Raw genomic sequence first — 23,725 nt, 5'->3', positions numbered from 1 at the left:
AGTTATTGAAGACGGAGCACCTTTGGAAACGATACTATGAAATAGAAAAAATCCCCACAGCAAGCGGGGATTTTCCTTAACCAACTTTTTCTTCTGTTTTTTCACGATCCCAGCATTCTGTATCTTCTAAACCAGGTATGCTGTCAGCGTAGAAGACAGGATCTTGTCCAGCTTCTTTTTGCTTCATATAGTCTCGAAGTGCAGCAAATGCGTATTTGCTTAAGAAAATAATTGTAACTAAGTTGAAGATTGCCATAACGTCCATAAATAGGTCTGCTAAATCCCAGACAACTTGAATTGTTGCCACAGAACCTAGGAATACCATACCAATTACAGCGATACGATAAATCATAAGTGTTGTTTTACTTCCATTTAAGAACTCAATATTTGTTTCGCCATAGTAGTAATTTCCGATTAGAGAACTGAAAGCAAATAAGAAGATTGCCACTGCGACAAAGAGTGGAGCCCAAGGACCAATATGCGTTTTTAACGCTTCTTGTGTTAACTGAATCCCATTTAAATCGGTTCCAGCGTGGACGTCTGATAAAAGGATAATAAAAGCAGTACAGCTACATATTAATAATGTATCTGTAAAGACACCAAGTGTTTGAATGAAACCTTGTTTAACAGGGTGTGTTACGTTAGCAGTCGCTGCTGCGTTTGGTGCATTACCCATACCAGCTTCATTGGAGAATAAACCACGTTTAACACCGAGTAAAACTGCTGCACCGAAGCTACCACCAGCAACTTCTTTTATACCAAATGCATGCGCTAAAATTTCTTTTATCATTTCTGGAATTAATGTAATATTTGTCACGACAACAAATAATGCAACTGCCACGTAAATAATCGCCATAATTGGTACAATCATTTCTACGACGCGTGCAATTCGTTTTACACCGCCGAAGATAACGACAGATAATAGTACAGCTAATGAAATCCCAACGATTTTTGAATCAATATGAAAAGCTCCGTCGAATGCAGAAGTTACGGCATTAGCTTGTACAGCGTTAAAAACTAGTCCGAAACTAACTGTAATTAAAACTGAGAAAATTTCAAAAGTAGATTTCTTATTATATATTTTAATAGGCATAGTAGTTGCAAGTGAACTGAGAAAAATAGGAAGAATTTTAATGATATTCATATTACAATGTAAATATATCATCTTGGAGGTGTTTTTTATTCAGTACGCATTTTCACGTATACGGTTTCGTAGTTTTTTTGCATGGATGATTTTAGGTATGTTAGTAACAGTGCTACCGTTAGCTTTTGTAGGAGCTTCAGACATTGTTATGGATGTAGTATTGCAAGTTTCGGTGTTTTTTGTATTTCCACTATTATGGCTATATATAAAAACACAAAAAAATAATATCATATTTACTAGTTTCTTTGATAAATCGTCACGATTAAATTGGAAGTTAATTATAGTTGCAACTGCAATGGGAATGATTTTTTCATTCGGTGTCTCTTTTATTCAATTTTACATATTAGCACATATTTTTCCTGATTTTCTAGTAGATATGTTGAATGATAATGGTGCAATTGATATGAGCAGTATTTACACACAGATATTCAGTTTCATTTCAGCGTGTATTTTTGCACCTATTATGGAAGAAGTTATTTTTCGAGGTTTCTTCTTACAGCGTATGGCGTTTAAGTGGGGAATAAAACGAGCTGTGATTGTGTCTTCGCTTATTTTTGGTTTAGGACATTTTGATATTGTTGGTGCTTTTATATTCGGCGTTGTGATGTGTCTTCTTTACATAAAAACGAAAAATATATGGATGAATATTGCTGTTCATGCATTGAATAATTGTATTGCAACTACGATCCAATTAACGAGTGGTGAAGGAACTGATGATACCATTTCGATTGCTGAATTACAAGGACAAAGTAATTTATGGATTGGACTTGTTATAATTTTGATAAGCTTACTATGGTTGGTACCTTTTATTCGAAAAAATTGGCGAACTGTAAAAGAAGTAGGAGTACCACCTCTTCGTTTTATTCATGAAGATAAGGCAATTTTATCAGTACCGCAAAATGAAACATATAGTCAAGTCGTGTTAACGGAGCGATTTATGGCTGTAGAACTGCCAGATGAAGCTGTGAATCAGCTTGGATTAGAAGAGAATGATTATGTAGCGGTTACGGTAGAGAATAATCAAATTATTATAAGGAAAACAGAACAACAATAACAAACGAAAAGCAGCAGCTCTCCGATATACTTGAGGAGAGCTGCTATTTTAATGGATAACAATCTCAACGTGGAAGTTGTTTCCGTTTTTAACATATTTAATATCTGTAACTGTCCGAACTGTTTTTAAAATTTCCACCTTTTCCCCAATTCGAGGGATGGTGGGAACATTATCCCAAATGCCAAGTAAATCATCTTCTTGTAAAGTTTTTTCGTAAAACCAAATTTTCAATGTAATGCCCCTTTCTTGAACTTTTGTATTTTAATACATAATAAAACATTTTTATTCTTTTTGTAAGGGGTTTTTCATTAAAATTTGAATAAAAATTAATTTTGTTCTTCTGGGAAAATATGTTCAATATCAGGAGTAAGGGATACTTCTGATAAGACGATATGAGAAACAGTTGTTGCATATGAAGAAACATCATTAATAAATTCTTCCAGTTCAACTAATGATGGAACAGAAATTTTCACAATATAACAAAGGCTTCCTGTTACGCGATAACAAAAGCTTGCGGATGGATACGATTGAATAAATTGCTGCATGCGCGTAGTATCACCATTTTTTAAGGTAATTTCTAAAATGCAGTCTAAAACGAGCCCAGCTTTTTTATAATCAATATCAATTGTATATTTTTGAATGACGCCTTCACTTTCTAACTTACGAACACGTTCTGCAGTAGATGGTGCAGATAAGTTTACGCGTTTTGATAATTCCCGCATAGAGAGGCGGCTATCGTTATATAATTCATTTAAAATTTTACGATCTACACGATCTAATTGCATATGTAAATATACCTCCAGTAAAATAATGATTTTTGTAAAGAAAATATATAAATAAAGATTCATATGAAATATGAAAAGGATCTATTTTATTTTACAATAAAATAGAAAGGAATAGGGGGAGAAATGATGGAGAGAATTTCATTATCAGATATAGGAGAAACAAAGTTTCAAAAATTATTAGGTCGTTGTCCAGATATATTACACTCTTGGAGTTCATTAGAGAATACATTATATGAAACAGGGACTCTGTCCAAGGAGTTAAAAGAACAAGTACGAAGAACACTTGCATTTGGAAATGAATGTCCGTACTGCATGGCAAAGGGAAAACCAGATGATATACAAAAGGTAGAAGAGATTAGTACGGCTGTAACTTTTGCACATGTATTTGTACATAATCGTTCAGCGATAGATGATAAGATGTTTGATGTGTTAAAACAGTATTGGAATGAGACGGAGATTATAGAGCTCTGTACATATATTTGCTTTATTACTGCTTCACAACAACTTGGATTTTTATTTCAATTACAGCCAACAGAGTAGGAGGTCAATGATGTCGAATCAAACAGCACTTATTATTATTGACGTGCAAAAAGCATTTGATCTACCGTATTGGGGAGAACGAAATAACCCTTTTGCAGAAGAAAATATGAAACGTTTATTGGAAGAATGGAGAAAAAGAGGGTTACCTATTATTCACATTCAGCATGTGAATAAAGAAAACGTAGAATCGATGTTTCACCCAGATGCAGAAACAGTTAATTTCAAAGAGGAAGTGCAGCCATTACAAGGTGAGATTGTTATTCAAAAGTGTGTTAATAGTGCATTTATTAGAACAGATTTAGAAAAGCGATTAAAAGAGAAGAATTGTAATTCGGTTATTATTGTTGGATTAACGACGAATCACTGTGTAGAAACAACGACACGGATGGCTGGAAATCTAGGGTTTTCAACGTATTTAGTAAGCGATGCAACAGCTACGTTTAATCGAAAGGGACCAGACGGTGTACAATACTGCGCAGAAGAAATTCATAATATGGCCCTCGTAAATCTTCATGAGGAATTCGCTACCATTGCTACAACATCGGGAATATTAGAGAAGGTAAGGATGGGGCAGTTGTAACTAAAAATGATTGATACTATTTCAATAAAATATTTGAATAATTATGTAGAAAAAAATAAGAATATTTCGTATAATCTAAGTATAATCATTTTGAAAATAGGGGTGGCAGCATATGGAACAAATTCCAGTAAAGAAGATAGAAACAGTACTCGTTTTAGCAGAAGATGATAAACAAAAACAAAAGGAATTTTATGAATTGTTGCTAACAACTCATTTTTATGTTGCTGGATCTATAGAGGCGGATGATTCTGCATCAGAAGGAACACTTCGTTTGCGTTACTTCCAAGGAGAAGGTAGATGGATCGTACCGTTCTTTACACAATTAGAATTTGTGAAAGAAGTGTTGCCGGAAGAAACGCCCCTTATCACGATACGTGGAAAAGAATTATTTGAAAATCTAGATCAAGAAGCAACGGCGGTATTGAATGTTGGAACAGAGCTTAGCAAAACATTTATTCCAGAAGAAATTGCGGATATAGCATCTGGACGTATATTTAATTATTATCAGTAAAAAATTATTGTAAGCATTCCTTATAATCATCTCGGTATAAGGAAAGAAAATATAAAGGAAAAGCGATACATGCTTTTCCTTTTTTTTGTGAATGAAAAGGTGTATAGAGTATTTTCTTCAATGATAATTAGTAGTATTCACCTATTGAGATTTTACTGTGTGTTAATGTGGAACAAATTTTATACCTGGAGGGATAGAAAGAGTGTTTCTTTCAGTGTCCATTGTAACAGTTATACCAAGTGGTATTCCGACATTTGGCTGCACGTGCCCAATAGGAAGACCAAATAATACAGGAATATTGTATGAAGCGAGATAGTCATACAATATGTTTTGTAATGATAGAGACTGCTTTGAGGCTATGCAATCATGGCAGCTTGTGAAGACAACTCCTGCACATTCATTCAATTTTCCTGCTAAACGCAATTGGTTGAACATGCGATCAATACGATACGGCTCTTCTCCAACATCTTCAAGTAATACAATTTTATTTGCTGTATAGATTTCATAGGGGGTACCTAGTGTACTTACTAAAACTGTTAAATTACCCCCAACTAATGGGGCAGAAACAATGCAGGTAGATGTAGCCGTGATACATTCTGCTCCGGATAAAATAGTTGAATACGGATGGAATAGTTGATTGAAAGAAGATAAGGAGAGAGAATGGATCCCTTTTCCTAATTCTTCAATCATCGGCCCATGAAAAGTAACAAGTCCTGCATATTGTGAAAAAGCAATGTGCAAAGCGGTAATATCACTATATCCCCAAAAAATTTTTGGATTGTTTCGAATGAGTTTATATTGAATATGGGGAAGGAGACGACCGCTTCCATATCCACCTCTTGCGCAAAAAACACCTTTGACTTCAGGGTTTGCAAATGCTTTATGTAAATCCTGAAGGCGGATTGTATCATTTCCAGCTAAATAGCCGTATTTCTCGTAAACGCTTTGACCAATTATTACAGATAGGCCCATAGTTTCTAATACTTTTTTTCCTGTAAGAACGTGTTCTATTACTGGTGGTCCTGCGGGAGCAATAATCATTACCGTATCGCCTTGTTGTAAGGCATTTGGCTGAATCATTTCAATCTCCTCCTTCACTTTCAATATATTCGTTTATAAGAAGTTCAATCCTGTTAAAAGAAGGGGAAAATTTATTGAATCAAGAAAATATAAGAGTGAATAAGAAGGGAGAATAGAAAAATGTTTACAAGTAGAGTAACTGATGTATTACAAATAAAGTATCCAATTATTCAAGCAGGTATGGCAGGTGCGATTACGACACCAGAACTTGTTGTGGCTGTATGTAATAGTGGAGGATTAGGAACGCTTGGGGCTGGTTATATGAGTCCTGAGCAAATTCGAGATGCTATTCATAAAATACGTAAATTAACGGATCAACCATTTGGCGTAAATTTACTTCTTACGAAGGAAATAGAAGTTGAAGATGAAAAGGTACAAGAAGCGAATGAGTTACTTGTAGTCATAAAAGACGAGTTAGGTATAGAAGAAAATAAAGAACAAGCATTGCAGCTTCCAGAAAGTTATAAAGAACAATTACAAGTATTAGTGGAAGAAAAAGTACCAGTTGTAAGCTTTGCATTTCACACGTTAGAACAAGAGGAGATTGCATTATTAAAGAAAGAGGGCATAAAGGTAATTGGAACAGCGACAAATGTGGCAGAAGCGAAGGTGCTTGCTGAATTAGAGGTAGATGTAATTGTAGGGCAAGGTAGCGAAGCTGGAGGCCACCGCGGAACTTTTATTGGGAAAGAACAAGATTCTATGATCGGTACTTTTGCTTTAATTCCTCAATTAGTAGTTGCAGTACCACATATCCCAATTGTAGCAGCAGGAGGGATTATGAATGGACAAGGTGTTGTTGCTGCTTATGTATTGGGAGCAGAAGGCGTTCAAATGGGGACGGCATTTTTAACAAGTGAAGAAAGCATTACACATGAGGTACATAAAACAGCAGTACTGCAGAGTACAGATACGAGTACAACTATAACGAGATCATTTTCTGGAAAATATGCAAGGGGGATTCGAAATACATTTATAGAACAACATAAAGAAAAAGAAGAACGACTCCCAATGTATCCAGTTCAAAATGCATTAACTTCTAAAATACGTCAAGAAGCTGCAAAACAAAATAAAGGAGAATATATGTCACTTTGGGCTGGACAAGCTTCTTCGTTAGCGAGAAAAGAGTCAGCTCAGCAAATTGTTGAACGGGTGATGGCAGAAGTAAAGGTAAGCGTAGAAAAATTACAAAGTATATATACGAAAAGACCACTTGAATAATTCAAGCGGTCTTTCTTATTAGTTTGCTTTATAAAATTGCTGGATGGCTTCGTCGATGTATACCCAGCCTTTCCATCCTAAGTGCATATGATCTTTTAAGAAGTATTTATCATACTCATGGTTTGAGAAGTCAGCAATTGGATAGCCAGCTTGCTTAATTTGCTCATTAACTTTCTTATAGTATAATTCGCGTCGTTCTTTTGGGAATCCAGCATAATCATACCAAGGGCCTTTTACAGGAATAGAAATGAAGAGTGGTTTTGCACCAGATTGTTTTAATAAATCAAGCGCAATTTGTAAATCTTCATATTCTGGTGATTGATCATAAGCATCATTTTTTAAGTAACCTTTGCGTTGCTTCAATTTCTTTTTAATTTTGTTATTGAAGTAACTATCTTCGATACCATATTGATTTGTTCTAGATTCTAATTCACCAGTTTGATCTGCGTGTTTACGTGCTTCTTCCCAGTTCATTTGTTTCAATGAAGGGTCGAGCTCTTCTTTATGCGGTTTAATATTGAACATCGCTGTAAATATGTCTTTGCGATCTAAAATATTACGGTAAAGATAAGCAAAAGGTTTCGCAGCAAGTGCTTTTATTTTATGTTTCGTATCATCATAGACGATACCTTCTAAAGATGTTTTTAATAATGTTTCTTTTTTTACAATTTCAAAGTTTAATAAGCGCTTTGCAATTTGTTTTTTCATTTCAGGCTTTAGATCATTATTGAAAAGGAAATGATAGCCTTGTTGTTTAGAAAAGTTAGGTGCAAAGTGTGTTTCATCAATTCCTTGTGGTACAAACCATTGTGGTGAAAGGATAAAGACCATTTTTTTATCTTTTAATTGATCCATTGTAGATGCAAAGTTTAGCACATGGATAAGGTCTTGTGTTCCACCACGTCCAAGAAGAAATGGTGTGAATCCTTCAGGTTTTACTTTAAAGTAATTGGATGGGTGAAAAGCATCCATCCTTGCAAATTCCGATGAACCATACATCGGAAGGTATTTCGGATCTTCTAACATTTTTTGCTGTAAAATCATACTTTGTATTTTTTCTTGTTTTAAAGAAGTTGCCGCCTGCTCTACTTTTTTATCACTTACAAGTGGAAGTAGAAAGCGTGTTGGAATAAGTAAGAATACAGCAAAAAGGGCCAATGCTAAGAGCATCGGTCCAAAAGTTGCTTTTTTCATCGGATATCTTCCAACTTCTTAATGATCATGTTTGGTGTTGCCCACTCATCGCGATCAAAATCAGAAATAGATACTTCGATATCTAGACGTTCTTGGAATTCTACTAATAAAGATACTGTACCGAAAGAATCAAGGATACCTTCTTCAAATAATTGTACATCTGGATTTTCTTTTACAATATCGTTTTCACAAACTTCTTCTAAAATATCTAATACTTGATCTTTAAATTCTGCCATTTTTAAAATCTCCTTTATATCCGAAATGTATTATGTGTAACTTCTTAGTCATAAGAAAAGAAGTTATTCATTAGAAATATCTGTTAAGGTGACCAGAGAAGATTAGGAAACCGAAACATACGAAATGGAACGTAATCACAATTGCAAGAACATGCATGAATTTATTGTTTGGCCAAAACTTATGCTTTTTGTTTTTTCGTTCGAAAATATCAAACAAAATAAACAGAGCAGCGTGATATAGACCGTAAATAACATATTGATAAACATGAGACCCTGCAATGTGCCAAATTCCCATAATGAAAAAGTTTAAAAATGCTCCGATATATGAAATCGTGTAGCGATTTTTAATTAATTTTTTCTTTGTTGCGAAAAAGACAAAGCGCATATAAATAAAGTCACGGAACCAGAATGATAAGCTCATGTGCCAACGGTTCCAGAAGTCTTTAATGTTACGACTAATGAACGGTTTATTAAAGTTTTCTGGTGTTTTAATACCCATCATATAACTGACACCGATTACGAATGCACTATAACCCGCAAAGTCAAAGAATAAATACAAACTATAGCCATACATGTAGATTGTATTAGATAAGATTGTATTTTGATTAGCAAATACTGCATCTACAATATGTTGCTTTAATAAATACGCAATTATAAATTTATACAGAAAACCTTGGAAAATCCGGTTAATCCCTGTATATAGTAGCTTTTGATATTCTTCAGCACTTGGTGGCTTCTGTATATCTTTTTGGAATCTTCGATAACGATCGATTGGTCCAGTTGAGATGGCAGGGAAGAATAAAATGAATTCCCAGAAGTTAAAGAATGAAACTTCTTTAATCAAACCATCACGAACTTCAAATACCATTTGTACTGCTCTAAATGTTACATAAGAAGCACCAAGAAAGCTAAGGAATTTTAATTCTGGTACAAATGGTATAATTTTTATTAGTACCAATGGTAGAATTGATAAAATAACAGCAATACAAAATGTAATGGTGTTATTATCACGTTTTCTCAATAGTAAATAGCCTTTAACAAGGATATATTGCCAAATAACAAATGCTGCTAGTACCATCGCTTGCTTCGGTTTATCAGAGAAGATAATGGCAAGCATGATTAGTGTTACCGCAGCATTATATTTGCGCAACATTTTACCCTTTAATCCAGCTATGATAGTAGGTATTAATAAAATGCCCACTATGGCGAAAAAATAAAATGATCCATATGCGGTCATGCTGTAACCTCACTCAATAATTTTTTGCGATCTACCTTTCCATTTGGTGTCATAGGAATAGAAGATTGATACATGAATTTTCTTGGAATCATGTAATTTGGTAATCGCTCATTGAGTTCTTTTTTGATTGCAGATGTTAATTTGAATTCTTTTTCAAACGAATGCTCTCCTGGAACAACAATCGCTAATAAGTAATCGTATCTCTCACCTTTTTTAATTGGAATTACGACAGCTCCTTCCACATAAGAGCAACCACGAAGGTGATGTTCGATTTCTTCTAATTCCATTCGATAACCATGTAATTTAATTTGGAAATCAAGACGACCATTATAGAAAAGAAGACCATTTTCTACATAGCCAGCATCACCTGTTTTGTAGGCACGTTCGCCATCGATAACTGTGAATGCTTTTTCTGTTAATTCAGGACTTCCTAAATACCCAACGCTTACGCTTGGACCAACAATTACGATCTCACCTTTTTCACCATCGGGTGCAATCGTACCATCTTCTTTCATAATAAGAAGGCGGCAATCAGATTTACAGTAACCAACCGGAAGCGATTGATATGTATCAATTACTTCTTGTGTAACATGAATGCCTGTTACAGCTACAGTTGCCTCAGTCGGACCATACGTATTCATAATTGTTGCTTTCGGGAAGCGCTCAATTAGTTTTCTTGCTACATCATTTGATAATACTTCACCGCAGAATAAGAATGTTTTCATGTTTGGCAGCATACTTTCAGAGAAAGATGGCTCCATTAAACACATTTCTGCAAAAGATGGTGTGGATGTCCATACTTGTACATCAGATTGTTCTAAAGAAGCAAATAAGTCTTTTGGACGTGCAATCATATCTTTATCAATTGCCCAAAGTGTACCACCTGTTACTAACGATGGGTAAACATCCATCACAGATAAATCGAATGAAAAGGGTGCTTGGTTTAAAAATACTTGTCCTGTTTGTAAGTTGAAATCTTGGGCAGCCCATTTTGTAAAACTTACAAGACAATTATAAGTGATTTGTACACCTTTCGGATTACCTGTGCTCCCTGACGTGTAAATAATGTAGAAGTTTTCATCATCTTTTACTGCAAGCTCAGGGTTTGGAGTTTGCCCTTTATGAGTAAAGAGAATGTCTTTTAAGTTGTTTTCAGATATGATGCGAACTGGTAAATCAGTTACTGCTACTTCTACTGGTGATAGAAGTAATTTCGCACCAGAACTTTCAGCAATCCGTTGTACACGGTCAGCTGGAATAGATAAATCTACTGGAATGTAAGCATGTCCAGCTTTGACACACCCTAAAAAGCTAACGATCATTTCTGGCTGCATATGGCCGTAAACCATAATTGGTGAGTGATCATCTGCATACTCAGAAGAAATCCAATGAGCTAGTGCATCAGAGTCTTCCTTTAATTGTTTGTACGTAATTTTCGCATCTCGCCAAACGAAAGCGGTTTGATCAGGTGTTTCAGCCGCCCATTTTTCGATTTGTTCTAATAACTTCATAACGTTCCCACCCTAAAATTCATTGTAAATAAATGTGCTTGTGTTTGTATCATGGAACCCATACAACCAAAGCAATGCAAACAATATTGCAAGGTAATAAAAAGTTTTTGCAAACCATTGTGTGAGTGGTCGAGACCATATCTCTTTTAATCTTTCCATCTCTTTCCCTCTCTTATGAAATAATAACTATATGTAGGTATCATGTCCTACATTATTGTGAAAAAAACAAAATTCCACATTTTAGGTAAAAATAAGACAAAAGGCTCTTTTTTGATAGTAGCACTAAATACTAAAAAAGAAAATCCCTAACTTAGCAATTATATTACATTCTATATGAATTTGTAATGGATTTGTTTTTTTAATGAGCAGGGAATGTATAAAGTGTTTTTGAAAATGAAAATCTTACAAGGAAATTGAATCATCACAGTGAAATAAGCAATGTGAAGAATGAAAGTGAGGTTGTCAGGAATGGATCATTTGAAAAAGGGATGGCAGGCATATGTATCAGAGGAGAATATTATAAAGTGGCGGAGGCATTTTCACCAATTTCCTGAACTATCATTCCAAGAAGAAAAAACTTCACAGTTTATATATGATACATTGTGTTCATTTGCAGCTTTTGAGGTGACAAGACCGACCACGTATAGTGTGATGGCAAAGAAAAAAGGAAAGAAAGATGGCAAAGTAGTAGCAATTCGTGCAGATATGGATGCCCTGCCAATTCAGGAAGAGACGTCTAAACCATATGCATCAGTTATTCCGGGAGTTATGCATGCATGTGGGCATGATGCACATACCGCTATTTTATTAGGTACAGCAGAAGCCATAGCGAACATGAATGAGGATTGGAATGGGGAAATTCGCCTTTTATTTCAACATGCTGAAGAAGTGTATCCTGGCGGTGGGCAGGAAATGGTAAAAGCCGGTGTAATGGACGGTGTAGATTATATTATCGGCTTGCATGCTATGTCTGGATTAGAAACGGGAAAGATTGGGATTGTATATGGACCGATGATGGCTGCCCCCGATGTATTTACAATAGAAGTAAAAGGAAGAGGAGGACATGCTGCTAGGCCAGAGGAAACGATTGATCCAATAGCAGTTGGAGCACAAATTATTGCCAATTTACAACATATTGTATCTAGAAATACAGGTGCTTTTATGCAAAGAGTTGTTTCTGTAACACAATTTCATGGAGGCACAGCGGATAATATTATTCCTGATACAGCACATTTGATGGGAACAGTTCGTTCTTTTGATCAAACCCTGAGAAAAGAAGCAGAAGAGATGATTGAACAAATTGCTAAAGGAATTACAGAAGCACATGGCGCAACATATACGTATACATATCGCTATGGATATGACCCGGTCATCAATGATACGTTTATTACAAAAATAGTAGAAGAAAGTGCGGTAGAGTTGTTTGGAAAAGATAGAATTGTAAAGCTTGCTCCTTCAATGGGAGGGGAAGATTTCTCGGCATATTTAAGAAAAGCGCCAGGCTGTTTTATTAAACTAGGAACTGGAAATGAGAAAATCAAGACTTGTTATCCGCATCATCATCCAAAATTTGATGTGGATGAATCAGCTTTAATTAATGGGACAGAGTTATTTTTACAAGCGACAATGAATTTACTAAAAGTTTAAAAATAAAAAAAGCAACTGCGATTAACGCAGTTGCTTCTATTTCTTTCCGTTAGAGAGGGTTGAGAAAGAACTATGCTCATTTATAGTATATGAATAGCTGGCAGACAAGCTTGTACCATTTCATTATTTTTTTAAAAATAGTTATTGACTTTGATAATCGTTTTCAATTAATCTAGTTATGTAGTTGAAATTGATAATTATTATCAGTGAGATAAACAGATAAGAGAATGGATGAGGGAGAGATGAGAAAAGCATTTCGCCTTGGACAAAGGGAATTTAAAAATAAAGATAAATATATAGAATGGCAACGAAATGTAATTCGTGTTGAATATGTAGATGAGAAAAAAATAAATAAAATAGAAAAAGATATACATAATCAAGGGAGAGAGTCAGTTGAGTAAATTTGTAATGATTTTTGCAAGTATGAGTGGAAATACAGAGGAGATGGCTGATCATATAGCTGGAGCGATTCGTGAAACAGGAAATGAGATTGAAGTGATTGACATTATGACTACGCCAGAGGCTTCTGTACTAGAAGACTATGATGGGATTATTTTAGGAGCGTATACGTGGGGAGATGGTGAACTTCCTGATGATTTCTTAGATTTTTATGATGAAATGGAAGAAATTCATTTAACAGGTAAAAAAGCAGCGGTATTTGGATCTTGTGATTCTGCTTATCCGAAATACGGTGCAGCTGTTGATATTTTAGAAGAAAAATTACGAGAGCGCGGTGCTGAAGTTGTAATGGAAGGTCTAAAAGTAGAATTAACGCCGGAAGATGAAGATGTAGAGAAATGTCTTCAATTTGGTGCTGAATTTGTAAAACACCTTTCTTAATGGCGAGAGGGAGATGAAGATGGGTGCAGGGGAAAATATCAATTAAAACGATGACAGATTATCATTTATATGATTTTATGCGTTGTCCACATAAGTTTTATTTTCGTCATATAAAAAGAAGAGAACCTTCTTCATTTGAATGGCAACAAATGATTCAAGCAATTGTAAATCAAATTATTAGTGACTATTACACATCACCGGCAGTAAAACAAACAACAGTGCTTCTGTTAGAACTACTAGAAAGACATTGGAGTAAAGTACGTATTGGCATGTTCTCTTCTAAAGCGGAATATTATATTGTTCTTGCAAAGCTAACAGACCATCTACTGCAGTTTGTGAAACATGATACAAGTAAAACACCGCCTTTATTTTTATATGAAAAATTACAAACATATATGGAAGAGTTAGGTGTGCACATTTCATTAACGTTTGAAGTTGGTGAATGGTCCGCGCAATCGTTTGTAATTAAAAAGTATGTTGTTGATGCAAATGAAGAGATGCTTGCTCTTTGTCAGAAGCTAACGGCTGTTTTTAGTTATAAAGCTTTTGGAGTTCTTCCTGAAAAAATTGAAATTGTTAATTTAATAGACGGAACTAGGTATGATTATGTTCCAAAAGAGCAAGATATTATAGTTGGTATGAGTGATTTACATAGGATGAAAGAGATGTTACAGCAACCAGAACATTACACAGAACGTACATTTCGCCCTGAATGTAATGGTTGTGCTTTTCGAAATGAATGTAAAGTAGACAAAGAGCAAGAGACACTAATTCATAAAAAATCTATATTACATTAAAAGGATGCAAAATTGCATCCTTTTTATTATTGACATGAAAAGCTTTTCATCATTTACGGTATATACGTAGGGGAACTTATGATGGGGGGGAATAAACAATGGAAAATGAAGTGAAAGTATTTCAATGGTTAAAAGAAAAACAGGCTCCTTTCTCCATTCAATTGCAAATTTTGCAGGCGTTTCAAATGTATAAATTAATTGTAGAAATGGATAAGAAGTTAATGATATACGAGGAAAAGGAGAATCGGGAAAGAACTTAATTCGTTCCCTGAAGTATGGTTTGTAAATTCTTTAGATTGTTTTTAATTTCCTGTTCATTATTTGTTTCAAAGCTATAAACAAGGTTATGGAGCAATGGACTATATTGATAAAATTGAATGACACGCTTAAAGAAAGATGAATCATGATGGGGAGTGAGAGTACAGTATTGTTTATATATATCCTCTGTAAATTCGCTACCGAAATCATTATATAATCCAGCAAAGTCAAAGGCAGGATCTCCAATTTGAGCATCACCAAAATCGATAATACCAGCAACGCTTCTTTTCTCCCCATCAAATAAAATGTGATGATGTGTCAAGTCAGCGTGGATCATTGTTTTTTTGAAATCAGATGTATGCATATGTTCAAAAAAATCTTCGAATAAACAATCAAAAGCTATTCTTTCAAGCGATGTAAGTGTTGGAGAAAGATAATCGTGTAATTTCGTTTGAACCTGTCGCCAATATGAGATAGGCTTCTCAGCATCAAACTTCCAGTTTACAGCATGTTCTATCGGGATGGTATGTAAAAAAGCAAGAAAGGTAGCAAGCTGCCTGATAACTGTTTCACGTTCTTTTACAGTTAATCTTTCTATTGTTTGTGCTGTTAATGGCTCTCCATGAATGAGTTTATAGTAACTACAAAATGGAATTAAATCTGATTCGTTTTTATATAAAATGTGGTATTTTGGAACTTCTATCTTTTGTAATGATTGAGAAAGTACATCGCATAGTTGTTTTTCGCGAGGTATTCGCTCTGCATACTCGGATTTACGTGGGAAACGGAAGAGCCATTCATTATTAATAATAAAGGCTACATTATCCCAGCCATTATCATTTTGTTCATAAGAGTGTATGGCGATATTCGGTAGTGCTTGTTGTATATATTGCCTGTAAGGGTGCATATGATTTTCCTCATTTCTCTTTTGGATAAGCTATGTTAATACTATAATAACAGAATTTTCTATCTTTATGACAAAATAAGATGAATGACTTAAAGAAAGGGTACATGATGCGAAATAAAAACAAAAGAATAGCAATGATGATATTGTTCGTTTGTGTTTGGTTTTTAGGAATTTATCCCGCATTAACGGGCAGTAAGACCCTCTACCTAAAAATTCAACGAAGGCAAAGGAGAGTTAGGCGAGGGCGAGGGATCAACTGCCCGTAAAAGCCCGATTGGTGAGGGCTAATAATCAGTCAGGGGATAAAGAGCCCCCTCACTGATTAAAGTTTCACTTTATAAAATTCAAGCCTTTACGAAATTTAAGCCAAAAAGTGAGTATCAAATATCTGACGAATTAAAGAGAAAAGAAGTACAACAGCTCACTTTTGATGAAAAGAAAAGAATCGGTGAGTATCTTGTTACAGCGCAATTATCTGTCTTTGCTATTCATGATAAAAAGGGGATAAAAAAGATAGGGATGGAAATCTTTGCGGAAGATGGTAAAGAGAGTGGTTATGGACAATTAATGAGAAACTATTATCCGAATCGTTTTCATGATTGGAAATATAAATTTGCTAATAACGAAATATACGAAGAATCGGATGAAAGATTTACTTACTGTGCTATAGCTTATGTTTCGGGTATTGAGAATGATAAGAGAGATGAAATGAGCTTAAACTATAAGATGAGGATGGTAAAAGAAAATAATGTGTTTAAGATTAAGGAGCAGCGGCAACATGTAGAATAAAATGTCCCCAGTAACTGGGGACATTTTCATTTTTAAAGGTTCTCGTTTTGTTGACCAATTTCTTTTTTTGCGATTTCTAGATTCCCTTGTTCGATTTGCTTATGCACATTTACAGAATCACCTGCATAACCTTTTTGTGTTTTTACAACTCTTTTAGAAAAGATTGAGGATTGTTTTGCCATACATAATTCTCCTTTCATTAAAAGTAGACGAAAATAATGAGTACAAGTAGTATTGCCCCGAAAATACTAATTCCAATTAAAAAGGAAGTGTTTTTATATTGAGGCGGTTTATGAATATCTTGTCTGTATCCAGGTGAGATTTCAGGAGCAAATTCCTCATCGTAGGACTGCTGTTTTTTCTTTTCATCCATAGATTTACACCTTTCTTTTTCATTATGTTACACGTTTAAAGAGGAACTATGCATGATGAAAAAAGCCACTATGATTAGTGACTTTCTTGTGGTGTATATTTACGTTGTACTTGAAAGAGACGAACAAGCAAAAAGGTAGCTCCAAATGCTAGTCCTATAATAAGACCGATCCAATAACCTTTCGCTGCCCAAGAAGTATAGGTTGCTAATATATAACCAAGTGGTAGACCGATGATCCAGTAGGCAATAAGTGTCATAATTAAAGCCATATTCACATCCTTATAACCACGGAGTGCACCTTGCACTGGAGTAGCAATTGCATCGGAGATTTGAAATAAAATTGCAAAAATGAGAAATTCTTTTGCTAAATCATGAACAGCAATATCTGTTGTATAAATAGATGCAATTTGATCGTCAAAGAAAAAGAGTAGGATAGAATATAATAAGGCAAAAGCAAGTGCCAAACCAATTCCGATAAAACTGTATTGTTTTGCATTTTCATAGCGACTTGCTCCAACTTCAAAACCAACTGCAATTGTCATAGCCATTGCTAAACTTAAAGGTGTCATATATAAAAGCGAAGCAAAGTTCATTGCTACTTGATGTGCAGCAATTGTTGTTGTATTAAAATTACTCATCATGAGTGTTACAGCAGCAAAAATACTCGTTTCAAAAAAGATGGCAAATCCAATAGGTACCCCAAGCTTTAATAATTCTTTCCAGCTTGAAATAGAAAGTCGGTATAAACGTCTGAAGATACCAAAAGATGCAAAGGGTTCTTTCGTTCGGATAATAATAATCGTAATAAATAAAATGCACCAATATGTCGCGGTAGAAGCAATTGCTGCGCCAACGCCTCCTAGTTTCGGAAAGCCGAAATGACCAAAAATAAATACATAGTTTAAAATGACGTTAATAGGTAAGGAAAGCAGTGTAATAATCATTGTTGTACGCGTTTTTCCTAATGCATCAATAAACCCACGTAATATAGTATAGACAAATAAAGGAATGATACCAATTGCAATAATGCTTAAAAATTGAGAAGCAATGTGTTCAACTTGCTCTTCTAAATGCATGCCTTTTAGAATTGGTGAAACGGCAAAGAAACCGATGAAAATAACAAGTAAACTAACTCCAATTGCTAAATATACGGCTTGTATGACGACATGAGGAACATCCTCTTTTTGTTTTGAGCCAACAAGGTGAGCGATAATAGGAGTAGTAGACATTAAGATTCCTGTTAATCCAGTACTAACAGGAATCCATATACTTGTTCCAATTGCAACGCCTGCTAAATCAGTAGCACTTGCATGACCTGACATTGTTGTATCAAAAAAACTCATTGCAAATAAAGACATTTGCGTTACAAAAATCGGGAAAAATAGTAATACAAATTGTTTTATTTTTTGTAAGAATGAATTGGTTTCTTTCATAAAAGCTCCTTTCTATGTAGGACCAAACTCTTTCTATCATACAATTTAATAAGAAAATAGAAAAGAAATACATATATGTGAATGTAGTGTTATATTTTGAAAGAATGAAAAAAAGGATGCACTTTGAAAATGGATAAGGTATTATGATAAGGTGTGAAAAAAAGTACATATAAGGTATTAAGGAGGCACTACTCGTGGCTGATTGGTTAATTGGTTTAATCATGGGAGCTGTTGAAGGGTTAACGGAATTTTTACCGGTTTCATCAACGGGACACATGATTTTAACAGGACATTTAATTGGATTTGATGATGATAGAGCAAAAGTATTTGAAGTTGTCATCCAATTGGGATCGATTTTAGCAGTTGTCGTTGTATTTTGGAAACGTTTATGGTCATTGGTTGGGATTGGAAAAGTAACACAAGGGCCATCTTTAAATTTATTACATATCATTATTGGTATGATTCCAGCGGGAGTAATTGGTGTGTTATTCCATAGTAAAATTAAAGAAGTTTTATTTGGACCAGGACCCGTTGTTGTTAGTTTAATCGTTGGTGGGATTTTAATGATTGTCGCTGAGAAATTTTCAAGACCAAGCACAGCAAAAACATTAGATGAAATCACGTATAAACAAGCATTCACAATTGGAATGTTCCAATGTTTAGCATTATGGCCAGGATTTTCACGTTCTGGATCTACAATCAGTGGTGGATTATTAGCTCGTGTATCTCATACAGCAGCTGCTGAATATACATTTATTTTAGCGGTACCAATGATGGTTGCAGCGTCAGGATTAGATTTAATTAAAAGTTGGGACGTATTAAGTTCAGCAGATATCACATTATTTGCAACTGGTTTTATTACGGCTTTCCTTGTAGCGATGCTTGCGATTGTTTCATTCTTAAAATTATTAGCTCGTGTAAAGTTAACACCATTTGCATATTATCGTTTTATTTTAGCTGCGGTGTTCTATTTCTTCATTATGTAAAAAAACTGCCATTTGGCAGTTTTTTTATTTTACTATTTTTTCAATTATACTTTCCATGACATGTTCCCAAAGTGAAGTGTCACCAGCTAATGTTGCTCGAAAATTAGCGTACATTTCTTTCTGTTTTTCTTCAAATTGTGGATCATCTTTTTCAGGTAATGTAGCACGCATAGAAGTTACTAATTCTTGTACTTTTGGAGCGCGTGGTCCCCAAACTGCTTGTTCGTTTCCATCCTTATCAATAAAAATAAAGATTGGAATGGCACGTGCTGTTCCATTCGTTAAATATTGATCCATTAATTCTAGGTTTTCATCGCGGATAAGTAATCGCATATCAATATTAGACACTTCACAAATTCGTTTCATAACAGGTACACATAGAAGGGCATCACCGCACCAATCAGCGGTTAGTACAATAACTTTCCATCCGTCGTTTTGACGTTCTTCTAAAACGGGAAGCAATTCGTTCGGAATTAAAAAATTATTATAAATATGTAGTAATTCATATTGATTTACAGTCATGTCATTTACATATGTATCAAAGGACATACCTTTATCGGCCCATTGTAGTAATGTCATATGTAACACCTCTTTCATATATTTTGTTTTTATTGTATCAATTTTTATTGTGAAATGCTTGTAATCTTACTCTTTCTTTTGTTATCAGTAGGCCATACTTTATCCAGGGTAAAAAAGACAAGGACAATAAGTAGTTCAGCTCTATTTGAAATCATAACGCTTTCCATCCAATCATCTGCAGTATGAATAACGAGCCAATCAAGTGAGATTTCTATGAGAGAAAGAAGTGAAAAGGCCATCCATTTTGGCATGTGTTTGAGTAGGGGGGTTAAAAGTACTTTGAAAAATAAAATTAAGAAACTACTAATTCCATCTAGTATAAGGGCTAATAAAAAAAAGAGAAGTAGTGCAGTTCGTGATGTATATTCTACACCAATGAGACGGAAAACTCCGACATACATAAAAAAGATAAGTGCAATAGCAAAAATTATAAGGAGGGTAATGCTACTAATAACAATTGTTTTATCTTTTCCGCTTAAATCCGAAAATTTTTCTTCATCTGAATTCATAATACACCTCCAAATCATTCGCCTTACAAAATGGAAAATATTTCGTAACCAATTATAGCATGAATATTCAATTGGAAATCAAAACAAAAAGGATGCGACAAATCGCACCCTTTTTCTGGCTGATGTGAGTTTCAGCATGTTAGAAAAGCAGCCTGTATCATTTATTTCCAAATGGATATTAAATAATACGTGCTCTAGTAAATGAAGGAGAATTTTTACTACCGGGTTTTGTGTTTGGATTGTATCTACTGAGTAAGTAAAATGCATTATAAAGGATTGTATAGGAAAAAAAGATGACAAAATGTAAGATATAAGGTAATATAATTAATAAAGTTTTTATTTAACTATATGAAATAAAAGGGAGATGTAAACGTTGTCTCATAATCGTGAACAATTAATGGAGGATTTATCGGCAAATGTTTTTGCTATGTTTCGTTCATTGCGTAATGATATTGGAAAAATTTTTGGAGATTACATACCATGGAATGAGTTTCTCGTACTCCGTATATTAAATCGTAATGAAAAAGAGATGGTTTCTCGCGTAGCGAATGAACTGCATGTATCAAACAGTCATATTACAGCTGTTACAGAAAAGCTAATTAATAAAGGTTTTGTGACGCGTTCACGTTCTACATCTGATCGTCGTGTTGTATATTTGGAAATTACGAAACAAGGAAAAGAGTTAGTTGCAAAAATGGAATTTGCGAAAAAAAAGTATTTACAAGAAAGATTTTCAGCTTTATCTGAAGAAGAGATGCATCTAATGATATCTATTTCGCAAAAACTTATATAGAAAAAGCTATATGAATTATGATTAGTAGAGAATCCTTCCTTGTTTGGGGGATTTTTTATTTATCCCGCAACCCTCATCTCAAAATTCTGCGAAAACAAAGAAGTTAGGTGGGGGATGAAGAAAACTTCTACTGTTTCGATTTTCACTTTATATAAAATGAAAATTGAATTTTTTTATATAAAAGAATGTGATGTGTATGATCGTGATCGGAAAGACATACTATCAATGACGGAAGATGAAAGGAGGGAACAAGATGACGAATCGTAACGGTAGTCAAGGAAGTGGAAATCAAGGTTCACCGAAAACAGGACAATTCCAACAAGAGTTTAGTTCGGAATTTGTAACTGGTAATGACAATAAAGGAAAAGAATATCGTTCGAAAAAAGGAAGCAAATCAAGAAAGGAGTGAATCTATTCACTCCTTTTTTATGAGGCTGCTGAGTTGTCTGTATTATATTTGTTTTCTGATATAGAAGAATATGAATTTGAATTGTATGTTAAGATAAAAAATAGACCATCTTGTTCATACAAGATGGCCATGGAAGGGGACAATTTATGTCAATTTTAATTAGGGATGGAAAGCTGTTCGAGACACTGGGGAATGTCTCATTATTAGGGAGGAACAGCTTCGATGGTTCTAATATAAAAGATAGATGTGACTTCAATGTGAACTTGAAGTGAAAGGTGTGGGGATTTTAAAAATTTCCCTCTTTTTGAATAGGAAACGAAAGGTAGAAAATAGTTAGGGGCTTCGTAGTCGAATGGATTGTTATTGAATCAGTCAGGGTGCCATTAATGGTGAATAAAAAAATAGACCACCTTGTTGGTACAAGATGGTCATGGAAGGGGAACAATTTATGTCAATTTTAATTAGGGATGGAAAGCTGTTCGAGACACTGGGGAATGTCTCATTATTAGGGAGGAACAGCTTCGATAGTTCTAATATAAAAGATAGATGTGACTTCAATGTGAATTCGAAGTGAAAGGTATAAGAATCTTTTAGTTGAATTCTGTATTAACAAGTAGTAATACCCAAACTGTAAGGTTCAGTGAAAGTAGAGAAAGAATTGTTAATGAAAGCTTTTTAAGTACGGAGCTTCTATTAGGGGAATAAGAGAGAAGCAATCTACTGATAGTTGTTTAGAATCATATGAAAATAAAAGTTGAAATCTATGAAAAAAAGGATTATGCTCAACTATATTATGAGAGTATAAAGATTTATCTACATTAATGAGTGTACTCTAAAAGTATGAGGAATTGAAAAAAATCAGGTGGAAAATTACTTTCCCTAAGATTTTATCCAGTCAAAAGGGACTATTAGTGTATGGATAGAGGGTCTATTTTATTAAGGGAGTTAGTGATATGCAAGCAACAAAAAAACAAGGATTTTACAATCGTTTTATACGATTAAGTCCACCGCAAATTTTAGCAACGGGCTTTTTTTGTTTAATTGTTGTCGGAGGAATGTTATTAAAACTACCATTCGCAACAAAAGAATCAATTAGCTGGGTAGATGCTTTTTTTACAGCAACATCAGCAGCGACAGTAACAGGTTTAGGAGTCGTAGACACTGCAAGTACTTTTACAATGTTTGGTCAAATTGTCATTATGTTTTTAATTCAAACCGGTGGACTTGGATTAATGACAATCGCAATTTTAATTGTATGGGTATTAGGAAAAAAAATTGGTTTACGTCATCGATTATTAATTGGAGAAGCATTTAACCAAACGAATATTGGTGGCCTGGTAAAACTAGTGAAACGTGTCTTTATTTTTTCTATTTGTATTGAGTTAGTGGGAATTGTTTTTCTATCCATTCGATTTATCCCGGAATTTGGTTTTAGTAAAGGTTTATATTATAGTATTTTTCATGTTATCGCCTCTTATAATAATGCTGGATTTGCATTATGGCCAGATAATTTAACAAGATATGTAGGGGATCCTATTATTAATATTGGGATTTGTTCTTTAATCGTTATAGGTGGTTTAGGATTTACTGTATTAATTGATATATGGTATAGCCGTAGTTTTCAAAAATTATCGCTTCATTCAAAAATTATGATTCTTGGAACAATTGCCCTCAATGTTATTGCAATGATTGTGATTTTTGTATTGGAGTATAATAATGTAAAAACATTAGGATCATTATCTTTAAGTGAAAAGCTATGGGCTTCATTTTTTCAAGGAATTACACCGCGTACAGCAGGATTTAATACGGTTGATTATGGAGGAATGGAAGAGTCATCTATATTGTTTACGATGATTTTAATGTTTATCGGTGCAGGAAGTGTTTCAACAGGTGGAGGAATTAAGTTAACGACTTTTGTAATTTTAATTACATCGGTTATTTCCTTTTTTAGAAAGAAGGAAGATTTTGTTTTATTTCAGCGTACAATCAAAATGTCAACGGTAACGAGAGCGTTAGCGATTGTGGTTGCTAGCCAAATTCTTATTTTTACAGCAGTATTTGTATTAATGCTTACAGAAAACTTTAGTTTTATTCAACTTTTATTCGAAACAATTTCAGCGTTTGGTACAGTTGGATTGACGATGGGAATTACGGCTAAGCTATCTGCAATTGGAAAATGCATTATTATGTTTGTTATGTTTTGTGGATTGATCGGTCCGTTAACATTGGTATTTTCTTTAGCGCGACCAGCTAAACAAAAAATTCGATACCCATCAGAGGATGTTTTCACAGGATAAGGTATCTCGCAAAAA

31 protein-coding genes are annotated in these 23,725 nt (G+C 34.4%); 16 read left to right on the top strand and 15 right to left on the bottom strand.

All coding sequences use genetic code 11. The features are described from left to right. Positions 1–76: 76 nt before the first annotated feature. Positions 77–1,093 carry an alanine/glycine:cation symporter family protein gene (locus Y7E_RS30055; protein ID WP_081584691.1) on the bottom strand — a complete coding sequence of 339 codons (1,017 nt, stop codon included), beginning with the start codon at positions 1,091–1,093 and terminating at the stop codon, positions 77–79. Positions 1,094–1,181: 88 nt separating this feature from the next. On the opposite strand from Y7E_RS30055, the gene Y7E_RS0117985 reads away from it, so the two are divergent. Continuing rightward, entirely contained in the window at positions 1,182–2,198 is a 1,017-nt protein-coding gene (locus tag Y7E_RS0117985; protein WP_026049261.1) for a CPBP family intramembrane glutamic endopeptidase, read from the top strand. Between the two features lie 48 nt (positions 2,199–2,246). On the opposite strand, the gene Y7E_RS0117980 is transcribed toward Y7E_RS0117985, so the two are convergent. Beyond that, positions 2,247–2,429, bottom strand: coding sequence for a DUF3913 family protein (locus tag Y7E_RS0117980; protein ID WP_017152654.1), 183 nt, complete (start codon positions 2,427–2,429; stop codon positions 2,247–2,249). Between the two features lie 95 nt (positions 2,430–2,524). After that, entirely contained in the window at positions 2,525–2,983 is a 459-nt protein-coding gene (locus Y7E_RS0117975; protein ID WP_017152653.1) for an Lrp/AsnC family transcriptional regulator, read from the bottom strand. Positions 2,984–3,106: 123 nt separating this feature from the next. On the opposite strand from Y7E_RS0117975, the gene Y7E_RS0117970 reads away from it, so the two are divergent. The 3 genes from Y7E_RS0117970 (at position 3,107) to Y7E_RS0117960 (ending at position 4,614) form a co-directional block, all read left to right on the top strand. Next, positions 3,107–3,523: a carboxymuconolactone decarboxylase family protein gene (locus Y7E_RS0117970; protein WP_237741394.1), complete on the top strand. Its 417-nt coding sequence runs from the start codon at positions 3,107–3,109 to the stop codon at positions 3,521–3,523. 10 nt (positions 3,524–3,533) lie between these two features. Continuing rightward, positions 3,534–4,103 carry a cysteine hydrolase family protein gene (locus tag Y7E_RS0117965; protein ID WP_017152651.1) on the top strand — a complete coding sequence of 190 codons (570 nt, stop codon included), beginning with the start codon at positions 3,534–3,536 and terminating at the stop codon, positions 4,101–4,103. 112 nt (positions 4,104–4,215) lie between these two features. Then, on the top strand, positions 4,216–4,614 hold the full coding sequence (locus tag Y7E_RS0117960) for an SseB family protein (RefSeq protein WP_017152650.1): 399 nt from the start codon (positions 4,216–4,218) through the stop codon (positions 4,612–4,614). A 162-nt stretch (positions 4,615–4,776) separates the two neighbouring features. Here Y7E_RS0117960 and Y7E_RS0117955 read toward each other — a convergent pair whose 3' ends face one another. Continuing rightward, positions 4,777–5,694 (bottom strand): S66 peptidase family protein, encoded by a 918-nt coding sequence (locus Y7E_RS0117955; protein WP_017152649.1) that lies wholly within the window; start codon positions 5,692–5,694, stop codon positions 4,777–4,779. A 120-nt stretch (positions 5,695–5,814) separates the two neighbouring features. Between Y7E_RS0117955 and Y7E_RS0117950 the strand changes: the two genes are divergently transcribed. Then, the gene (locus Y7E_RS0117950) at positions 5,815–6,915 is read left to right on the top strand and encodes an NAD(P)H-dependent flavin oxidoreductase (protein WP_017152648.1); all 1,101 of its coding nucleotides are present in this window, start codon (positions 5,815–5,817) and stop codon (positions 6,913–6,915) included. 18 nt (positions 6,916–6,933) lie between these two features. Here Y7E_RS0117950 and dltD read toward each other — a convergent pair whose 3' ends face one another. From dltD to Y7E_RS0117925, 5 genes are all read right to left on the bottom strand, one after another. Beyond that, positions 6,934–8,109 carry a D-alanyl-lipoteichoic acid biosynthesis protein DltD gene (gene dltD / locus Y7E_RS0117945; RefSeq protein WP_017152647.1) on the bottom strand — a complete coding sequence of 392 codons (1,176 nt, stop codon included), beginning with the start codon at positions 8,107–8,109 and terminating at the stop codon, positions 6,934–6,936. Next, positions 8,106–8,345 (bottom strand): D-alanine--poly(phosphoribitol) ligase subunit DltC, encoded by a 240-nt coding sequence (gene dltC, locus Y7E_RS0117940; RefSeq protein WP_016113973.1) that lies wholly within the window; start codon positions 8,343–8,345, stop codon positions 8,106–8,108. The genes dltD and dltC overlap by 4 nt, the downstream gene beginning before the upstream one ends. A 70-nt stretch (positions 8,346–8,415) precedes the next feature. Then, a complete protein-coding gene (dltB, locus tag Y7E_RS0117935) occupies positions 8,416–9,582 on the bottom strand; it encodes a D-alanyl-lipoteichoic acid biosynthesis protein DltB (protein WP_017152646.1) in 1,167 nt (388 codons plus the stop codon). Then, positions 9,579–11,093 carry a D-alanine--poly(phosphoribitol) ligase subunit DltA gene (gene dltA / locus Y7E_RS0117930; protein ID WP_017152645.1) on the bottom strand — a complete coding sequence of 505 codons (1,515 nt, stop codon included), beginning with the start codon at positions 11,091–11,093 and terminating at the stop codon, positions 9,579–9,581. Before dltA ends, dltB begins: the two co-directional genes overlap by 4 nt. A gap of 12 nt (positions 11,094–11,105) precedes the next feature. After that, the gene (locus tag Y7E_RS0117925) at positions 11,106–11,252 is read right to left on the bottom strand and encodes a teichoic acid D-Ala incorporation-associated protein DltX (protein ID WP_003206349.1); all 147 of its coding nucleotides are present in this window, start codon (positions 11,250–11,252) and stop codon (positions 11,106–11,108) included. A 309-nt stretch (positions 11,253–11,561) separates the two neighbouring features. Between Y7E_RS0117925 and Y7E_RS0117920 the strand changes: the two genes are divergently transcribed. The 5 genes from Y7E_RS0117920 to Y7E_RS33685 all read left to right on the top strand — a co-directional run bounded on the left by Y7E_RS0117920 (position 11,562) and on the right by Y7E_RS33685 (position 14,637). Next, complete coding sequence (locus Y7E_RS0117920; protein WP_017152644.1) at positions 11,562–12,740, top strand: amidohydrolase; 1,179 nt, start codon at positions 11,562–11,564, stop codon at positions 12,738–12,740. A gap of 242 nt (positions 12,741–12,982) precedes the next feature. Beyond that, entirely contained in the window at positions 12,983–13,141 is a 159-nt protein-coding gene (locus Y7E_RS33690; protein ID WP_017152643.1) for a hypothetical protein, read from the top strand. Then, positions 13,134–13,580: a flavodoxin gene (locus tag Y7E_RS0117910; RefSeq protein ID WP_017152642.1), complete on the top strand. Its 447-nt coding sequence runs from the start codon at positions 13,134–13,136 to the stop codon at positions 13,578–13,580. The genes Y7E_RS33690 and Y7E_RS0117910 overlap by 8 nt, the downstream gene beginning before the upstream one ends. 23 nt (positions 13,581–13,603) lie before the next feature. Further along, the gene (locus tag Y7E_RS0117905; protein WP_017152641.1) at positions 13,604–14,377 is read left to right on the top strand and encodes a hypothetical protein; all 774 of its coding nucleotides are present in this window, start codon (positions 13,604–13,606) and stop codon (positions 14,375–14,377) included. Positions 14,378–14,475: 98 nt separating this feature from the next. Beyond that, entirely contained in the window at positions 14,476–14,637 is a 162-nt protein-coding gene (locus Y7E_RS33685; protein WP_017152640.1) for a hypothetical protein, read from the top strand. Here the strand turns inward: Y7E_RS33685 and Y7E_RS0117895 are convergent. Next, positions 14,634–15,542 carry an aminoglycoside phosphotransferase family protein gene (locus Y7E_RS0117895; RefSeq protein WP_017152639.1) on the bottom strand — a complete coding sequence of 303 codons (909 nt, stop codon included), beginning with the start codon at positions 15,540–15,542 and terminating at the stop codon, positions 14,634–14,636. The genes Y7E_RS33685 and Y7E_RS0117895 overlap by 4 nt on opposite strands. A gap of 519 nt (positions 15,543–16,061) precedes the next feature. On the opposite strand from Y7E_RS0117895, the gene Y7E_RS34490 reads away from it, so the two are divergent. Then, on the top strand, positions 16,062–16,331 hold the full coding sequence (locus Y7E_RS34490; RefSeq protein WP_017152638.1) for a hypothetical protein: 270 nt from the start codon (positions 16,062–16,064) through the stop codon (positions 16,329–16,331). 32 nt (positions 16,332–16,363) lie between these two features. On the opposite strand, the gene Y7E_RS33680 is transcribed toward Y7E_RS34490, so the two are convergent. The 3 genes from Y7E_RS33680 to Y7E_RS0117875 all read right to left on the bottom strand — a co-directional run bounded on the left by Y7E_RS33680 (position 16,364) and on the right by Y7E_RS0117875 (position 18,137). Continuing rightward, positions 16,364–16,513: a hypothetical protein gene (locus Y7E_RS33680; protein ID WP_017152637.1), complete on the bottom strand. Its 150-nt coding sequence runs from the start codon at positions 16,511–16,513 to the stop codon at positions 16,364–16,366. Positions 16,514–16,530: 17 nt separating this feature from the next. Continuing rightward, on the bottom strand, positions 16,531–16,704 hold the full coding sequence (locus Y7E_RS0117880) for a hypothetical protein (protein ID WP_017152636.1): 174 nt from the start codon (positions 16,702–16,704) through the stop codon (positions 16,531–16,533). Positions 16,705–16,778: 74 nt separating this feature from the next. Continuing rightward, positions 16,779–18,137: an MATE family efflux transporter gene (locus Y7E_RS0117875; RefSeq protein WP_017152635.1), complete on the bottom strand. Its 1,359-nt coding sequence runs from the start codon at positions 18,135–18,137 to the stop codon at positions 16,779–16,781. A 194-nt stretch (positions 18,138–18,331) separates the two neighbouring features. On the opposite strand from Y7E_RS0117875, the gene uppP reads away from it, so the two are divergent. Further along, a complete protein-coding gene (uppP, locus tag Y7E_RS0117870; protein ID WP_017152634.1) occupies positions 18,332–19,123 on the top strand; it encodes a bacitracin resistance undecaprenyl-diphosphatase in 792 nt (263 codons plus the stop codon). Between the two features lie 24 nt (positions 19,124–19,147). Here the strand turns inward: uppP and Y7E_RS0117865 are convergent, their stop codons facing one another. Continuing rightward, positions 19,148–19,702, bottom strand: coding sequence for a thioredoxin family protein (locus Y7E_RS0117865; RefSeq protein ID WP_017152633.1), 555 nt, complete (start codon positions 19,700–19,702; stop codon positions 19,148–19,150). Positions 19,703–19,746: 44 nt separating this feature from the next. Then, the gene (locus Y7E_RS0117860) at positions 19,747–20,211 is read right to left on the bottom strand and encodes a YrvL family regulatory protein (protein ID WP_017152632.1); all 465 of its coding nucleotides are present in this window, start codon (positions 20,209–20,211) and stop codon (positions 19,747–19,749) included. A 373-nt stretch (positions 20,212–20,584) separates the two neighbouring features. On the opposite strand from Y7E_RS0117860, the gene Y7E_RS0117855 reads away from it, so the two are divergent. The 4 genes from Y7E_RS0117855 (at position 20,585) to Y7E_RS0117840 (ending at position 23,710) form a co-directional block, all read left to right on the top strand. Further along, positions 20,585–21,004: a MarR family winged helix-turn-helix transcriptional regulator gene (locus Y7E_RS0117855; protein WP_017152631.1), complete on the top strand. Its 420-nt coding sequence runs from the start codon at positions 20,585–20,587 to the stop codon at positions 21,002–21,004. A 114-nt stretch (positions 21,005–21,118) separates the two neighbouring features. Further along, positions 21,119–21,271 (top strand): hypothetical protein, encoded by a 153-nt coding sequence (locus Y7E_RS0117850; protein WP_154652042.1) that lies wholly within the window; start codon positions 21,119–21,121, stop codon positions 21,269–21,271. Beyond that, positions 21,258–21,413: a hypothetical protein gene (locus tag Y7E_RS0117845; protein ID WP_000184937.1), complete on the top strand. Its 156-nt coding sequence runs from the start codon at positions 21,258–21,260 to the stop codon at positions 21,411–21,413. Before Y7E_RS0117850 ends, Y7E_RS0117845 begins: the two co-directional genes overlap by 14 nt. 953 nt (positions 21,414–22,366) lie before the next feature. After that, positions 22,367–23,710, top strand: coding sequence for a TrkH family potassium uptake protein (locus Y7E_RS0117840; RefSeq protein ID WP_017152629.1), 1,344 nt, complete (start codon positions 22,367–22,369; stop codon positions 23,708–23,710). Positions 23,711–23,725: the final 15 nt, after the last annotated feature.

Source organism: Bacillus bingmayongensis (assembly GCF_000299035.1).
In the GTDB taxonomy this organism is placed as follows: Bacteria; Bacillota; Bacilli; order Bacillales; family Bacillaceae_G; genus Bacillus_A; species Bacillus_A bingmayongensis.
The sequence above is the reverse complement of the archived record's forward strand: the minus strand, read 5'-3'. Positions and strand labels throughout refer to the sequence as shown.

What these genes read in the sequence shown, in the direction of transcription:
- Y7E_RS30055 (WP_081584691.1), bottom strand. Translation starts at nt 1,093, where the DNA reads ATGCCTATTAAAATATATAATAAGAAATCTACTTTTGAAATTTTCTCA.
- Y7E_RS0117975 (WP_017152653.1), bottom strand. Translation starts at nt 2,983, where the DNA reads ATGCAATTAGATCGTGTAGATCGTAAAATTTTAAATGAATTATATAAC.
- Y7E_RS0117970 (WP_237741394.1), top strand. Translation starts at nt 3,107, where the DNA reads ATGATGGAGAGAATTTCATTATCAGATATAGGAGAAACAAAGTTTCAA.
- Y7E_RS0117965 (WP_017152651.1), top strand. Translation starts at nt 3,534, where the DNA reads ATGTCGAATCAAACAGCACTTATTATTATTGACGTGCAAAAAGCATTT.
- Y7E_RS0117960 (WP_017152650.1), top strand. Translation starts at nt 4,216, where the DNA reads ATGGAACAAATTCCAGTAAAGAAGATAGAAACAGTACTCGTTTTAGCA.
- Y7E_RS0117955 (WP_017152649.1), bottom strand. Translation starts at nt 5,694, where the DNA reads ATGATTCAGCCAAATGCCTTACAACAAGGCGATACGGTAATGATTATT.
- Y7E_RS0117950 (WP_017152648.1), top strand. Translation starts at nt 5,815, where the DNA reads ATGTTTACAAGTAGAGTAACTGATGTATTACAAATAAAGTATCCAATT.
- dltD (WP_017152647.1), bottom strand. Translation starts at nt 8,109, where the DNA reads ATGAAAAAAGCAACTTTTGGACCGATGCTCTTAGCATTGGCCCTTTTT.
- dltC (WP_016113973.1), bottom strand. Translation starts at nt 8,345, where the DNA reads ATGGCAGAATTTAAAGATCAAGTATTAGATATTTTAGAAGAAGTTTGT.
- dltB (WP_017152646.1), bottom strand. Translation starts at nt 9,582, where the DNA reads ATGACCGCATATGGATCATTTTATTTTTTCGCCATAGTGGGCATTTTA.
- dltA (WP_017152645.1), bottom strand. Translation starts at nt 11,093, where the DNA reads ATGAAGTTATTAGAACAAATCGAAAAATGGGCGGCTGAAACACCTGAT.
- Y7E_RS0117925 (WP_003206349.1), bottom strand. Translation starts at nt 11,252, where the DNA reads ATGGAAAGATTAAAAGAGATATGGTCTCGACCACTCACACAATGGTTT.
- Y7E_RS0117920 (WP_017152644.1), top strand. Translation starts at nt 11,562, where the DNA reads ATGGATCATTTGAAAAAGGGATGGCAGGCATATGTATCAGAGGAGAAT.
- Y7E_RS33690 (WP_017152643.1), top strand. Translation starts at nt 12,983, where the DNA reads ATGAGAAAAGCATTTCGCCTTGGACAAAGGGAATTTAAAAATAAAGAT.
- Y7E_RS33685 (WP_017152640.1), top strand. Translation starts at nt 14,476, where the DNA reads ATGGAAAATGAAGTGAAAGTATTTCAATGGTTAAAAGAAAAACAGGCT.
- Y7E_RS0117895 (WP_017152639.1), bottom strand. Translation starts at nt 15,542, where the DNA reads ATGCACCCTTACAGGCAATATATACAACAAGCACTACCGAATATCGCC.
- Y7E_RS34490 (WP_017152638.1), top strand. Translation starts at nt 16,062, where the DNA reads ATGGAAATCTTTGCGGAAGATGGTAAAGAGAGTGGTTATGGACAATTA.
- Y7E_RS33680 (WP_017152637.1), bottom strand. Translation starts at nt 16,513, where the DNA reads ATGGCAAAACAATCCTCAATCTTTTCTAAAAGAGTTGTAAAAACACAA.
- Y7E_RS0117880 (WP_017152636.1), bottom strand. Translation starts at nt 16,704, where the DNA reads ATGGATGAAAAGAAAAAACAGCAGTCCTACGATGAGGAATTTGCTCCT.
- Y7E_RS0117875 (WP_017152635.1), bottom strand. Translation starts at nt 18,137, where the DNA reads ATGAAAGAAACCAATTCATTCTTACAAAAAATAAAACAATTTGTATTA.
- Y7E_RS0117865 (WP_017152633.1), bottom strand. Translation starts at nt 19,702, where the DNA reads ATGACATTACTACAATGGGCCGATAAAGGTATGTCCTTTGATACATAT.
- Y7E_RS0117860 (WP_017152632.1), bottom strand. Translation starts at nt 20,211, where the DNA reads ATGAATTCAGATGAAGAAAAATTTTCGGATTTAAGCGGAAAAGATAAA.
- Y7E_RS0117850 (WP_154652042.1), top strand. Translation starts at nt 21,119, where the DNA reads ATGAAGAAAACTTCTACTGTTTCGATTTTCACTTTATATAAAATGAAA.
- Y7E_RS0117845 (WP_000184937.1), top strand. Translation starts at nt 21,258, where the DNA reads ATGACGAATCGTAACGGTAGTCAAGGAAGTGGAAATCAAGGTTCACCG.
- Y7E_RS0117840 (WP_017152629.1), top strand. Translation starts at nt 22,367, where the DNA reads ATGCAAGCAACAAAAAAACAAGGATTTTACAATCGTTTTATACGATTA.